This is a genomic window from Stenotrophomonas sp. S49, from assembly GCF_016624905.1.
Taxonomy (GTDB): Bacteria; Pseudomonadota; Gammaproteobacteria; order Xanthomonadales; family Xanthomonadaceae; genus Stenotrophomonas.
In genome coordinates this window covers 61,572-74,971 of sequence record NZ_JACVUD010000011.1, presented here as the reverse complement: position 1 = coordinate 74,971, position 13,400 = coordinate 61,572, and the positions used below count along the sequence as shown (strand labels likewise).

The window sequence follows — 13,400 nt, the reverse complement described above, 5'->3', positions numbered from 1 at the left end:
GGCGGCTGTAGGACCCCAACCGTGGGGGGGGGGGGCCCGCCGGTGGGGCGCCACCTCTGCCAGCATCAGGCCTCGACAGCCTCGTCCAGCACCGGGTAATCGGTGTAGCCCGCCGCTCCGCCACCGAAGTAGGTCGCGCGGTCCGGTGCGTTCAATGACGCGCCGGTACGCAGGCGCTCGGGCAGGTCCGGGTTGGCAATGAACGGCCTGCCGAACCCGATCAGATCGGCCCAGCCCTCGACCAGCGCCTGCTCGGCGCGCTCGGCACTGTACTTGCCGGCATAGATCAGCGTGCCCGGGTAGACCATCCGCAGCGCCTGCTTGAACGCCACCGGCATCTCCGGCGCGTCTTCCCAGTCGGCCTCGGCAATGTGCACGTAGCCCACGCCCAGCTCACCCAGCAGATGCGCGGCAGCCAGATAGGTCGCCTGCGGCGTGTCATCCACCGCACCCTGCAGGGTGGTCAGCGGCGCCAGCCGCACGCCCACGCGATCACCACCGGCCACCGCCACCACCGCCTGCACCACCTCGCGCAGGAAGCGCAGGCGGTTCTGCAGCGCACCACCGTAGCCATCGGTGCGCTGGTTGGCCTGCGAATCAATGAACTGGTTGATCAGGTAGCCGTTGGCGCCGTGCAGCTCCACGCCATCGAAGCCGGCGGCGAGCGCATTGCGGGTGGCCTGGACGTAATCGGCGATGATGCCGGGAATCTCGTCCTCGGCCAGCGCACGCGGCATCGAGTGCTGCAGCATCTCGCCCACCCCGGCGTCCGGGCCGGCACCAGTGGGGTCCACGAACACCTTCACACCCTCGGCCAGCAGCGCCGACGAAGACACCGGCGCGGCGCCATCGGGCTGCAGGGCCACGTGCGAAACGCGGCCCACATGCCACAGCTGCGCGTAGATGCGGCCACCAGCGGCGTGCACCGCGTCGGTCACCTGCCGCCAGCCCTGCACCTGTTCGGCGCTGTGGATGCCGGGCGTCCACGCATAGCCCTGGCCCTGCGGGCTGATCTGCGTGCCTTCGCTCACGATCAGCCCGGCGCTGGCACGCTGCGCGTAGTACTGCGCCATCTGCGCGGTGGCGACATTGCCGGCCGCCGCCCGCGAGCGGGTCATCGGCGGCATCACGATACGGTTGGGCAGGCGCAGCGGGCCCAGGCGATAGGGAGTGAACAACATGGCGGCATCTCGTGCGGGGGACTGCCCACAAGAGTGGGGGTACCGCGCGCGGCGCAACAGACGCAGTCTGGCAAAACAGTTGTGCCGCTCAGGCAAGGATGGACGGTAGAGTCGACCGTTGGTCGACTATCGCGCGCAGCGCGGGCTTTCATGACCGGTCGGCCAAAAGCAGTCGACCAACGGTCGACTCTACCCATCTACGATGCGCGGTTACAGCGTTGGTTCGATCAACGCCCCGCCATGGGCAATGCGGTCGTAGCACGCGCGCACCACATCCTCGCCGTACTTCAGCTCCAGCCGGCGCACGATGAAATGGCCACGCGCCATGTCCTGGTAGTAGTCGGTGAACATCGTATTGAGCGTTGCACCCGCCGCCGCACCGACAATCGGCACCGCCTGCGCGGCGAATTTTTCAGTCACCACCACGCCGAAGCGGGCCGCCACTTTCTCCACCAGCTTGGCCAGCAGCTTGCCGGCCTCCTTCGGCGCCACGCCCAGGGTCAGGTCGCGCCCGGTCACCACGCGCCCAGCCAGTTCGGCCGACAGATGCCGCATCACATCGGTGGTGAAGCCGCGCGCCAGGTAATAGCCGGTTTCGCTGGCATCGTCACGCGGCGAATTGCCGCCCAACGCGAACACCTCCAGGCAGGCCTGGCGCGTGCTGAACTGCGACAGGTCGAAGCCTTCGCTGCGGGCGACATCGGCCACCGCGCGCATCATGATCGTTGTCGACACCGGCAGTTCGATGAACAGCGCGGCGAAGCCGAACGCACCACCCACCGCGCCGGACGTGGCCGCGGCCAGCTTGTGCCAGCGCGTGGATGCGGTTTTCCCCGGCGTGTTGCCCATGCTCCACAACGCCGCCTGCGCGGACTTGGACAAGGCGGCCTGCACCGCGCCATGGATGCGGCCGGACACCGCAGTCGGCAGCGCCTTCACCGCGAACTCCAGCGGCGTGCCCACCAGGTTGGCCATGCGCGCGGTGATCGTGGGCGCCTCCAGCAGGGCGACTGCCCGCTGCAGGTCACCCCAGTCCTGGGCATCGTGGGCGATATCGCGCGGCAGCAGGGTCGGCTCGTTCATGGGCCGATCATAGCGCTGGGAAGTTGAACGGATCGTCGCGGGCACGCGGCCCGGCGTTACTGGGGTCAGAGCCCTTTCCGCTGGAAAGGGATCCGAGCCCGGGAATGGGTAGCGCCGGGCCATGCCCGGCGTCCCGCTCAGGCGACCGGCAGGCCCGACAGCTCACCCATGAACTGGCGGTAATGGCGCAGTTCGGCGATGGAATCATGCACATCGCTCAGCGCGGTGTGGTTGCTGTTCTTGGTCAGGCCCGCGGCCACGCTCGGTGCCCAGCGCTTGGCCAGTTCCTTCACCGTGGATACGTCCAGGTTGCGGTAGTGGAAATACTTTTCCAGCCGCGGCATCTGCCGGTGCAGGAAGCGGCGATCCTGGCAGATCGAGTTGCCACTCATCGGCGAAGCGCCGGCCGGAATCCACTGCGCCAGGAAGTTGATGGTCTGCGCTTCGGCCTGGCCCAGCGTGGTGGTGCTGTCCAGCACGCGCTGCCACAGCCCGGAACGGCGGTGCTGGTTGCGGTTCCATTCGTCCATCGCCTCCAGCGTTTCCAGCGGGTGGTGAATGGCGAATTCCGGGCCTTCGGCCAGCACGTTCAACTGCGCGTCGGTCACGACCGTGGCGATCTCGATGATCGAATCGTTGTCGGTATCCAACCCGGTCATTTCCAGGTCGATCCAGATCAGTCGCTCGTTGCTCGCGCCGTTGTCGGCCATCGTGTCGTCTCGTTGCCGGGCAGGCACGTGGCCCGCCGCAGGAATAGGAAAGGGGCGACCATCATACCCTTTCGCTGCTCAGGCCTCGTCGGCGTGGTTTTCCAGCAGCAGCGGTGGCTTGCCACGCTTGGCGCGGAAGTAGTTGGTCAGGCGCAGGCTGGCCTCCTTGGCCAGCACGCCGCCATGGATCTCCACCCGGTGGTTGTGTCGCGCATCGCCCAGCAGGTTGAACACGCTGCCGCAGGCGCCGGTCTTCGGGTCGCTGGCGCCATAGACCAGCCGGGCCACGCGCGCATGGACGATGGCCATGGCGCACATGGCACACGGCTCCAGCGTCACGTACAGGGTGCTGCCCACCAGACGGTGGTTGGTCAGCACGCGGCCGCCCTCGCGCATGGCGACGATTTCGGCATGCGCGCTGGGGTCGTGGCTGGCGATGTTGAGGTTCCAGCCCTCGCCCAGCACCTGGCCGTCGGCGCCCACGAGCACCGCGCCCACCGGAATCTCATCGAACACGTGCTGCGCGCGCTCGGCCAGCGCCAGCGCGTGGCGCATCCAGTGTTCGTCAGCATCGTGCACGGGCACGCCCAGGGAATCGCTCATGGTGGTTCTCGCAGTGAAGACCCGGCCACGCCGGACGGCCGGCATTGTACGCCCCAGGCACGTGCAGGCCGGGTGGCCGGCCGGTCACAATGCTAGATTCAACGTTTTTCCAAGGAAGGAGTGCCCGTAATGGGGGGTCAGATTCTGTTCTTCATCTTCGCCGCCGTCATGAGCGTGGTGTGGATCCTGGTACCGTTCGCGATCTTCGGCGTGCGCAGTCTCATGCGTGAACTGCTGGCCGAACAACGCCGCACCAATGAACTGCTGACGCACATCGGTGGCTACCGCATTCCACCGCCGGCGCCGGAACCGCGCCCCTGGCAGGCGCCTTGACGCCGGGGCCAGAGCCGCGCTCCGTCGGAAAACGGATCTGACCCCATCACAGCGGCGCAGTTGCCTCGAACGCTGGCGAATAGCGCACCTCGCCCTGCGCCATCGGCGGCTGCAGGCAGAGGGCCTGGAAATGCTCCGCAGGCACCCCCGGCAGGATCAGCCCCGGTTCGGCGCGGAAACCAAACCGACCGTAGTAGGCCGGCTCGCCCAGCAGCACGCAGCCGTGCGCCTGCTGGCTGCGCAGTGCGTCGATGGCGGCCTGCATCAACGCCGCGCCCACGCCCTGCCCCTGCCGGGCCGGCAGCACGGAAATGGGGCCCAGGCCAAACCAGCCGGCACTGCCATCGCTGACCGCAACCGGCGACACCGCCACATGGCCGACCACCTCACCGTCCTGCTCGGCAACCAGCGACACCGTCAGTTCGCCGCGCGCCCGCAGTGCATCCACGATGAACTGCTCGGTATGGCTGCTGTGCTCGGCCTGGCGGAAGGCGGCCTCGGTCAGGGCGTGAATCGCGGCCACATCGGCCGGTTGTTCGGGGCGGATGAAAGGCATTTCAGGGACTCCAGGGAAGCGCGCACACGATGGCGCGGCGTGCGGATTCACGCAACCGCAACGTTGGCGGGCCTGAACACTCCATGTGAATTGTTGACCCACCTCACGAATTGAGACACCCGTCCACAGCGGGTTCCAGCGTGCTGCAGCATGCGCAAGCCCTTGTGCAAACAGGCATTTCCACGGCACCGGCTGGGCTGCTTGCGTCAAATTCATGACGGAACCAGGCCGCAAGCGGTGGCACCGTGTCGTCATGGCCTCCCATAATCAAAACTCCCGTCCCCAAGGAAAGGAGACCTGCCGTGCACATTGCGTTGGCGTTCGCGCGCACGGCTGTACATCTGCAGACGCTGCCTGCCGTGTTGCCGCACCGTCCCTGCCCCGCCCCACAGGCGGCCTGAGGATGCGCGGCCGCACATTTCCCTGCGTTGTTCTGTCGCTGCTGATCGCCTGCAGCCCGGAGGCTCTCATGTCACAGGAGTTTGATTCCGCCGCCGCCAACGTCGCCCAGGGAGGGCGCGGCCTGGCAAAGCTCAACCCCGCCCCCCGCAAGGCCTATGAACTGGTCCTGCGGCTGGCCAACCCACCCGGCGATTTCGCGGTGGTCGAAGGCGTGGCCCAGTACGACGTCACCAACGAAGACCAGTGCGGCTACATCGAGCCGGAAACCGGCACCCCCGCGCGCATCACCAGCCAGGAGCCGGTGACCCTGCGCAAGGTGGCCGACAACGAGTATCGCGGCACCGTCTACCTGGACCGCATGCTGGACGAGGATTACTACGGCCGCGGCGTCTGCACCTGGTCGTTCAGCGGTGCCGGCGCCATGCTCAAGGCCACCGGCGCCGACGGCGAAACCCGCTTCCTGTCCTTCCTGGGCGCCGATCCGTTCACGGGCGGGCGCGCCGAAACCCGGCACTATCCGCGCGGCGACTACCCGCGCGTGGATGACATGCCCGACTACGGCGCCAGCGGCCAGCAGGACCCGAACCGCTTCCGCGCCGAACTGCGCGACGCCCTGTTCTCGGCCACCCTCAGCGCGCACGAGGTCAGCCCATGACCGTGACCAGCCAGGACTACGCCGCGCTGGCCAGCGATGCCTACCGCGATGAACGGGTCGGCCGCCACGATCCAGCGCAGGAGCAGCCGGTCATCCTCAATGGCCACGCCTACCGGGTGCTGGAACACGCCAACAACCGCCTCAACGGCTACCAGGGCACCATCTACCAGCGCGTGGATACCCACGAGATCGTGGTCGCCCACCGTGGCACCGAACAGATCGGTCGCGACGGCATCCTGACCGACGGCGGTATGGTGCTGGCCCGGCGCAACCTGCAGGCCAACGACGCACTGGAACTGACCCGCCACGCCCTGGCCTATGCGCAGAAAGAAGGCCGCGACCTGGGCCAGACCCCCGAAGTGAGCGTGACCGGGCATTCGCTGGGCGGCACGCTGGCGCAGATTTCGGCCCATCACTTCGATCTGAAAGGCGAAACCTTCAACGCCTACGGCGCGGTCAGCCTGACCTACCGCATTCCCGAAGGCGGCCACAACGTGCTCAACCACGTGATGGCGGCCGACCCGGTCAGTGCGGCCTCGCAGCACTTCGGTGACGTGCGCATGTACGCCACGCAGAAAGAGATCGACACACTGGGCAGCTGGGGCTTCAGCAACAGCCGCTTCCGCGCGCTCATTCCCGACAGTGCACTGGGCGCGGCGGCCTCGTCACTGGGCTCGCACAAGCTCAGCAACTTCCTCGGCGACGATTCGGTCTTGAACACCGCGGGCACGCAGGAGCTGGCCCGCGACAACAGCCGGATGATCGGCGAGTACCGCAACGAGGTGGAGCGCGTGCGCCGCGGCATCACCATTGGTGCGCGTGGCATCACCGGCAATCTGTACGACATCTACGACCACAGCCGCGGCCCGCTGCAGCCGGGCGAGCCGGCACGGCGGGAAGCCCCGGTGGCGCCGTTGCCGGGCATTACCGAACGTGACCATGCGGGCAATCCGCTGTTCAACGATGCCCTGCGCGGCGTACACGCCCTGGACGCACGTGCCGGGCGCACGCCCGATGCGATGAGCACGCAGTTGGCAGGTTCACTGGCAGCGGAAATGCACGCCGCCGGCGGCCAGCGCATCGACGAGGTGGTGATGAGCGGCGATGCCGCGCGCAGTTTTGCGGTGCAGGGCCAGAGTGGTGATCCCGGCCATCTGCGGGTATCGGTGGATACCGCAGTGGCCACCCACACGCCGCTGGAACAGAGCACCCAGCGCATCGAGCAGCAGACCGCCCAGCGCCAGAGCCAGGAACGCGACCCGCAGCAGGAGCTGCTGCAGAGCCAGGCACGCGCGCTGCCCTCCTGACGGGCGACGGCTTGCGCAAACGGGAGCCGGACCTGCCGGCTCCCGTTCGTGCAGCACGCAATAGAGCCGTTACGGGCTGGAGATCGCCGCGGTGCTGTCGCCGGCCACGTTGTCGGCCGTCACGTAGACATCCGGGCCCGAATCCGGGAAGCCACCGCAGGCGCGATCGCCAGGCGCGACCGGGTCACACGGCCATTGCCTGCGCGCGACACGCTCGCGCAGCTCGAAGTTCTGCCCATTCCAGACCACGAAGGCCAGGTGTTCGCGATTCCAATCGCTGAACGCGTGCGGGCCGGTCTTCTGCGGCGATTCCGGATACTGCACGTACCAGCGCAGCGCCGGGCCGTACTGCAGCTTGCTGTGGTCCAGCAGCACCCGGCCTTCGCGCGCCTGCTGGCGGGCGCGGTCGGCCTCGGTGATCGACGGTGCCGACGGCATCACCTTGGCGGTGACGTCCTGGGCCACGCCATCGGCCCCCATCTGGTACACACGCTGGCTGACGTAGGCCTGCTGGCAGGCACCGCCCGGCACGCGCACCGGATCGGGACGCGCATCGGTCGGCAACGCCCGGTCGGCGCACTCGAACGGCGCCTGCACCAGATAGGTGGTGACGGCCGGATCGGCGCCTTCGAACGAACGCACCCAGACATCGCCCAGGCGGGCGATGAAGTCCGGCCGCTGGCCGAAGCCGGCAACGGCCTTGAACCACACGCGCTGGCGCACCTCGCGTTCGCGCCAGGCGCGCGGCAGCATGATGTCCTGTTCCGGCACGGCCACCAGCAATGCGGCCAGATGCGCGGGCAGCGTGCCCTGGCACGCGCCGATCATCAGATCGCCCTGGGGCGCCAGGCGCCCGGCCAGATCGACCGGGCAACGCGCGCCGAGCTGGCGTTCGGTAGCCTGGTCCGGCGGCAGCGGCACCACGGCCAGTGCCGGCGGTGCGGGTGGCGTGGCGGGTGCCGGCGGAGCGGCGGGAGCGGCCGGCGCCTCGGCTACCGGCGCGGCAGGTGCTGCGGGTGCGGGTGCGGCTTCAGGCGCAGGCGCCGGAGCCGGGACCGGGGCCGGAGCAGCTTCAACCGCCACGGGTGCGGCCGGCGCTACCGCTGCCGCAGGTTCCGCTACCGGTTCGGCAGCCGGGGCAGGCGCCGGTGCCGGTGCCTGCGCCGCCTCGGCCACGGGCGCCGCAGCCGGTGCGGCCTCAGCCGCCACTGCCGGTGCGACTGCCGGTGCAACCTCTTCCGCAGCAGCAGGCGCGTCCTGTGCCTGGGCCAGCGTGGCGGTCAGTGCCAGCGACAGCGCCCACAACGGCGCCAGGCGCACGCCACAGCGCGGGCGATGCGCGGCAGCACGCCGCGCGGGTGATTCACGATTCTGCATGTTGTGTCCCTACAAGGAAGTTCCATGAAGGCGCCCGCAGGCGCCCAACCCATGCGATCCCACGCCTGTGCCCAGGCGGACCGCGCTTACAGCGATCGCGAGCGCTGCTGTTCCTGCTCGCGGTTGATCGAAGCCGACTGTTCCTGCCGTGCAGTGGCATCGGCCGCCAGTTGCCGGCTGCTTTCCTCCAGCGGTTGCTGGGCGGCCTGCGCGCGTTCCACCGCACAGCGCTGCATGGCGGGGTCGCCAATGTTGCCCTGCACCGCAAACAGCATGCGCCCGTCCGCGCCAGCGACCACGTGGTCAATCTGCTGCAACCCCGCCTTGTGCGCGCCTGCCGCCAGCGCCGCGGCGGCATTGTCCAGTTCCTGCGGCGTGCGCAGGCCACTGTCCGCCCCAAGCTGCTGCAAGCCGTTGCGCGCGCCCAGGAACAGGCCATGGCCGACGTGGTTGGGATCGGTCATGTCACGCGCCACCGCGGCGCGTTCGCCCACCTCGCCACGCCCCAGGCGCTCCATCACGTCGGGCGTCAGCTTCTGCTGCCAGCCGTCGAAGCGGCGCAGCCGATCCTCCACCCCGTTCATCGCACCATTGATGGCATAGGTTGCCTCGCGCACATCCTCGCGCGCCTGCTCCGGTACGTGCTGCTGCCACTGCCAGACCGCGATGCGACCGGCGTGTTCGGGCTGCGCGGCCAGCTCGGGTTGGTTCAACAGATCCAGATCCAGCGCTTGGCCGGCGCGCGCGTAAGCGTCCTTACCGGTCAGCGGCAGATAGCCGCGCCCGTGGTAGGTCAGCGCATCGCCTGGCGCATCGTTGCCCAGCCGGCCGCCGTACATCAGCTCGGCCAGCGCCTCCGGGCGCCCACGCAGGGCCTCCTGGCGCGCCGACTCAAGCGCGTCGTTGCCGTTGCGCCACGCCGCTTCCACCGGAATCTGCGAGATGCCCCGGGTGTAGTTGAAGCTCTCGTTCAGACGCGACAGGCCGCGCGACTCGTGCCCCGCCTGGGCCATGAAATTGGCCAGCTCGCGTGGCGAATCGATGCCTGCCGCGGTCGCCTGCCGCAGCAGTTGCGACTCCCTATCCCTCGACACAGTGCCACTCCTGGGTAGTCATCAGCGCGGGTTCCGTCCCGCCGGTTGAAGCCTGGCTCATGGAAGCGTCACCTCTGCGACGCTGGCCGGATCGAAATCCTCGAATCGCACCCGGCCGATCTCGGCCGCCGAGAATTCACGGATGTTGGTCGCCTCGGTTTCGATGTCCACCACCTTGCGGCGCACGGTATCGACCCAGCAGTCCCGCTCCGCCGAGGCATAGCGGAACGTGTAGGTGCTGCTCCAGCGCTGCCGGCTGCCGCCGTTGGTGATCACGCTGAACGTGTCTTCCTCAACCATTGCATACGCAAAAGGGTCGCCGGCCAGGCCACCCCGGGTCGAACACGGCACCAGCTTGTCGTTGCGCGCGGCCAGCTGCCAGCGGCCGCCGCCGTCACCGCGCAGCAACAGCAATACCCGGTTGGGACCATGCTGGCCGGCCACCAGGCCTTCCGGCGCGGGCTGGTCGATCACCAGCAGCTGATACTGCACACCGTCGCCGTTGCACACGCCCCTGACGGCTTCCAGCAGGTTCGCGCCAGACGGAACGAATGCCAGGGCATTGTCCATGTGCGCGCCACTCCGGTTCTCCATCCCCTCCCACTCCTTCAATGTCATGCCGCCGGTGCCCACCCGCTCCGCGGGCACGGACGCCAGGTCCACCTGCACCGGGCTGTCCGCCGAAACGGATCATAGCCCCGGCACCGTCGCCGCGGCGATGGTGGCAAGCGTCACCCTGGGACGGGACAGACAGAGTCCTCATGGACGGGAAAGCTCCTGCATGCGGTGCACCGACGCGTCATGTTTCTGACGCAAAGCGAGCTTACCGCGAGGGCATTCGCTACGTCGAAGGGGTAAGCGCTGAAAGAGCGGTTTCAGTCACAAAAAAAGTGTGACTTTCGCGAAGCGGGTGCGCTGTAGGCGACACCGTCAGTACGGTCTGAAGATCTGCTCGGTGCAGTTCTCATACACAAGCGCACACGCGCCGGGCATGTCGTTCTGGCAGATCCCCTGTGCCAGCTCGGCCGCATGCTCCAGCGTCGGGCCGGTGCCGATGCCGGACCTGCCATTACCCGTGCGACCACTGGGCACGACCCAGGACATGCATTGATTGAAGTAGGTGACACTCACCTTGCAGTCGCGAGCACCGCTGTTCGCGCACTTGGCCATGGCATCGCGCTCGGCCTCCTTCTTGGTCAGCTGCCCCGTGGACACGCCTGCGTCCGATGTGGTCTCAGACACCGCCACTCCGCCCCACGTACGGATCCACTCGCCCAAAGGCCTGGGCGGTGGCGAGGCGATCTGCTGTGACGTGGAACCTGCTGCGCCGCCCATGGGCGCACAGCCCTGCACGCCCTGGCCGCCGATGGGGTACATGCCCGATGGGCAGCCGCCCTCGGTATGGGCTGCGCCCACGCCTGACAAACCAACGAACACAGCGAAAACGCGCGCGGCGATGCTTTTCATTGATTCACCCTGCTACGAATGGCGCCGGCCCCCTGCGTGGTTCGCAGTCGCCGAGCGGATGTTCGTTACCCACGCCCGCGGTTCAGAATCTGCTGAATTCAGGAAGCGAGCACTCCGCATACACAACGTGGCACTTGCCGCCACCGGTGTCCTGGCAGTTTCCGATTGCGTTCTGTGCCACGGTCTCCGTGTCCGCCGCAGTATCAAGCGACCCTTGACCCTTGCCGGAAGACGGGACAGCAAAGGCAACGCACTGGTTGTAGTAGGTCACCGTAGGCTTGCACCCCTGTGCTCCCTCCGCGGCGCACTTCCGGGTGGCCACAGCCACCGCGCGCTCCTCGCTGGATTCGTTTGCCGACGTGCCAACGAGAGTGGAGGACGGCGATTCCACCACAGCCCCCCAACGTGTCAGCCATTCCCCCACGGGACGCGCCGGCGCAGCGCTTGCGGCCGGTCCTGCACCGCCGGACGCACCCGGAATCGGCGCACAGCCCTGCACGCCCTGGCCGCCGATGGGATACATGCCCGATGGGCAGCCGCCCTCGGCATGGGCGGTCCCCGTCACGGCCATGCCACCCAGCAGCAATGCGAAAAAGAAGCGTGCGCGCATGGCACTAGTACTCCCTGAAAAATGGAACTGCACAGGCAGAGTAGATGGACCTGCACTCCTTTCCGCCGGCCGCTGTGCATGCCTGGACCGCGAGTCTGGTCGCTGACTCCACCGACCCTGCGCTGGCGTACTTGGTACCGGTAGAGACCAGTTCAGAGTTCACTGCGGACACGCATTGGTTCTGGTAGACGAAGTCAACTTTGCAGCGCCCACCACCTTGGCGCTCACAGTTCTCAACAGCCTTCTGTCGCGCCGCATCCTCAGTAAGCTGGTTCACGGACGCACCGCCTGCGGTACCGTCAACGGCGCCGGCCAGCGCGCCCCAGGTCTTGATCCACTCGCCGGTAGGACGCGGCGGCAGGGGCGTGGACGACGCCCCACCTCCAGCCCCTGCTTGGGCCCCGGGAATCGGCGCGCAGCCTTGGACGCCCTGCCCGCCAATGGGATACATACCCGGCGGACAGCCGCCTTCAGCGTAGGCGGGTGTGACAGCGAAAGCCATCAGGAGCAACAGGGCAACGGGGATGATGCGAATGACCATGGCACACCTCAATCTCACTCGTTTCCGCCATGGAGCAGAACGCGGCGGATGACCACTGGCACTCGTCAGTACTTCTTGAAGAAAGGAACGGTGCAAGCGGAATAGATGGACTTGCACTGCTTGCCACCGGCCTTCTTGCAATCTTGAATAGCAAGCTTCGTCGCGATTTCCTCGCTCGCTCCAGTCACATACTTTGTGCCAGTGGAAGCGAGCTCGGAAGTCACTGCCGAGACGCATTGGTTCTGGTAGACGAACACGACCTTGCAGCGCCCTCCACCTTGGCGCTCACAGTTCGCTATCGATTTTTCGCGGGCCGCTGCCTCCGTCAACTCACTTACCGAAGCACCGCCTTCCTCTCCTTCGATTGAACCGGCGAGCGCCCCCCAGGTCTCGATCCATTCTCCCAGCGGGCGGGGCGGCAGGGGCGCGGATGAGGTTCCGCTGGCTCCGGCGCTTTGCGCTCCAGGAATGGGGGCGCAGCCTTGAACGCCCTGCCCACCAATCGGGTACATGCCGGCGGGGCATCCACCTTCCGCGTATGCGACGGAAATGGCGAGATAAAGCAGCGGCAACAGTGCAACGCGCAGAAGACAAACGTTCACAAGATCACTACTCCCTCGTCCTGGCTGCATCAGCGTGGCGCGCACCGTCCGGAGCCAATGCGCCTCCGCCCCAAACCGCCCCATACCAAGCGTCCCTGTCAGAATCTCTCGAACCGCGGTTCGCTACAGTCAGAATAGACGATCTCACACTGCATGCCTCCCTCTTCCCTGCAGGACTTCATTGCAGTGTCCGAGGCACTCTCCACGGTTGGCCCCCCCTGCAAACGATGAGCCGGTATTTGACGCCTTGGGGGTGGCTATTGCAGCGCATTGATTTTCGTAGGCGAGCATGACTTTGCAGTCGTCCGCTCCCCAGGTTGCGCACTGCGCAAGCGCCACCTCCTCGGCTTCTCGTTTCGAATCTCTGCCCTTCGAAACGCCGGTATCCCCACCTCTGCCGATGGCCATGGCGCCCCATGTCTTATGCCATTGCCCAGTCGGGCGCGGCGGAGGGGCCGGAAGCTGCTGAGAGGTCGAGCCACTCGCACCTGGAATCGGCGCACAGCCCTGCACCCCCTGGCCGTCGATGGGATACATGCCCGCTGGGCAACCACCCTCGGCGAAGACGAGATTTGTCCAAAACAGCGCCGTGCTGATTGCGACAAGACGCACGTTCTTCAGCCTCATTGAACTACCCTCGCAACAGTTGATCGGCGATGCGTACAGGTGGGCCTTGAAAGTAAACGCGCAAGGCTGACCGGATACGCGCCGGACACCGCAAAAACCCTGTTTCCAATTCCGCTACTGAAACTGGCTCCGCTCGCTTGATAAACAAGCTCGCGGCGTCGTTGCGGAGCAAAGCTTGACCATTTCAGGAACCAGCTCTAGTACTTCCTGAAAAAAGGAACACTACACGCCGAGTAGATACTCTGGCACTGC

The 13,400-nt window shown here is 67.0% G+C and carries 17 protein-coding genes; 3 read left to right on the top strand and 14 right to left on the bottom strand.

The genetic code is table 11. From position 1 onward, the window contains the following. Nucleotides 1–65 precede the first annotated feature (65 nt). The 4 genes from IAE58_RS04365 to tadA form a co-directional block, all read right to left on the bottom strand. Complete coding sequence (locus tag IAE58_RS04365) at nucleotides 66–1,181, bottom strand: alkene reductase (RefSeq protein WP_199932665.1); 1,116 nt, start codon at nucleotides 1,179–1,181, stop codon at nucleotides 66–68. Between the two features lie 210 nt (nucleotides 1,182–1,391). Then, nucleotides 1,392–2,264: an EcsC family protein gene (locus tag IAE58_RS04360; RefSeq protein WP_199932666.1), complete on the bottom strand. Its 873-nt coding sequence runs from the start codon at nucleotides 2,262–2,264 to the stop codon at nucleotides 1,392–1,394. Nucleotides 2,265–2,401: 137 nt separating this feature from the next. Next, nucleotides 2,402–2,974 (bottom strand): oligoribonuclease, encoded by a 573-nt coding sequence (orn, locus tag IAE58_RS04355; RefSeq protein WP_108749924.1) that lies wholly within the window; start codon nucleotides 2,972–2,974, stop codon nucleotides 2,402–2,404. Between the two features lie 78 nt (nucleotides 2,975–3,052). Next, a complete protein-coding gene (gene tadA / locus IAE58_RS04350) occupies nucleotides 3,053–3,577 on the bottom strand; it encodes a tRNA adenosine(34) deaminase TadA (protein WP_199932667.1) in 525 nt (174 codons plus the stop codon). Between the two features lie 129 nt (nucleotides 3,578–3,706). Between tadA and IAE58_RS04345 the strand changes: the two genes are divergently transcribed. Further along, nucleotides 3,707–3,910, top strand: a complete 204-nt coding sequence (locus IAE58_RS04345; RefSeq protein WP_199932668.1) for a hypothetical protein — start codon at nucleotides 3,707–3,709, stop codon at nucleotides 3,908–3,910. 46 nt (nucleotides 3,911–3,956) lie between these two features. Here the strand turns inward: IAE58_RS04345 and IAE58_RS04340 are convergent, their stop codons facing one another. Beyond that, entirely contained in the window at nucleotides 3,957–4,466 is a 510-nt protein-coding gene (locus IAE58_RS04340; protein ID WP_199932669.1) for an N-acetyltransferase, read from the bottom strand. Between the two features lie 403 nt (nucleotides 4,467–4,869). Here IAE58_RS04340 and IAE58_RS04335 point away from each other — a divergent pair, with 403 nt between their 5' ends. Together IAE58_RS04335 and IAE58_RS04330 are read left to right on the top strand one after the other, a co-directional pair. Continuing rightward, nucleotides 4,870–5,523 (top strand): hypothetical protein, encoded by a 654-nt coding sequence (locus IAE58_RS04335; RefSeq protein WP_108762260.1) that lies wholly within the window; start codon nucleotides 4,870–4,872, stop codon nucleotides 5,521–5,523. Next, the gene (locus IAE58_RS04330; RefSeq protein WP_199932670.1) at nucleotides 5,520–6,830 is read left to right on the top strand and encodes an XVIPCD domain-containing protein; all 1,311 of its coding nucleotides are present in this window, start codon (nucleotides 5,520–5,522) and stop codon (nucleotides 6,828–6,830) included. The genes IAE58_RS04335 and IAE58_RS04330 overlap by 4 nt, the downstream gene beginning before the upstream one ends. A 69-nt stretch (nucleotides 6,831–6,899) precedes the next feature. On the opposite strand, the gene IAE58_RS04325 is transcribed toward IAE58_RS04330, so the two are convergent. The 9 genes from IAE58_RS04325 to IAE58_RS20040 form a co-directional block, all read right to left on the bottom strand. Next, entirely contained in the window at nucleotides 6,900–8,207 is a 1,308-nt protein-coding gene (locus tag IAE58_RS04325) for a hypothetical protein (RefSeq protein WP_233614633.1), read from the bottom strand. Nucleotides 8,208–8,293: 86 nt separating this feature from the next. Next, nucleotides 8,294–9,301 (bottom strand): XVIPCD domain-containing protein, encoded by a 1,008-nt coding sequence (locus tag IAE58_RS04320; protein WP_199932671.1) that lies wholly within the window; start codon nucleotides 9,299–9,301, stop codon nucleotides 8,294–8,296. A 57-nt stretch (nucleotides 9,302–9,358) separates the two neighbouring features. Beyond that, entirely contained in the window at nucleotides 9,359–9,895 is a 537-nt protein-coding gene (locus IAE58_RS04315; RefSeq protein ID WP_108749931.1) for a hypothetical protein, read from the bottom strand. A gap of 336 nt (nucleotides 9,896–10,231) precedes the next feature. Beyond that, on the bottom strand, nucleotides 10,232–10,768 hold the full coding sequence (locus tag IAE58_RS04310) for a DUF4189 domain-containing protein (RefSeq protein ID WP_199932672.1): 537 nt from the start codon (nucleotides 10,766–10,768) through the stop codon (nucleotides 10,232–10,234). Nucleotides 10,769–10,850: 82 nt separating this feature from the next. Beyond that, nucleotides 10,851–11,378, bottom strand: coding sequence for a DUF4189 domain-containing protein (locus IAE58_RS04305; protein ID WP_199932673.1), 528 nt, complete (start codon nucleotides 11,376–11,378; stop codon nucleotides 10,851–10,853). Nucleotides 11,379–11,382: 4 nt separating this feature from the next. Further along, nucleotides 11,383–11,829: a DUF4189 domain-containing protein gene (locus tag IAE58_RS20050; protein ID WP_267908067.1), complete on the bottom strand. Its 447-nt coding sequence runs from the start codon at nucleotides 11,827–11,829 to the stop codon at nucleotides 11,383–11,385. Between the two features lie 155 nt (nucleotides 11,830–11,984). Further along, entirely contained in the window at nucleotides 11,985–12,566 is a 582-nt protein-coding gene (locus tag IAE58_RS04295) for a DUF4189 domain-containing protein (RefSeq protein WP_199932675.1), read from the bottom strand. A gap of 53 nt (nucleotides 12,567–12,619) precedes the next feature. Next, a complete protein-coding gene (locus IAE58_RS20045; RefSeq protein ID WP_233614649.1) occupies nucleotides 12,620–12,703 on the bottom strand; it encodes a hypothetical protein in 84 nt (27 codons plus the stop codon). Then, nucleotides 12,666–12,929, bottom strand: coding sequence for a DUF4189 domain-containing protein (locus IAE58_RS20040; RefSeq protein ID WP_233614652.1), 264 nt, complete (start codon nucleotides 12,927–12,929; stop codon nucleotides 12,666–12,668). The genes IAE58_RS20045 and IAE58_RS20040 overlap by 38 nt, the downstream gene beginning before the upstream one ends. Nucleotides 12,930–13,400: the final 471 nt, after the last annotated feature.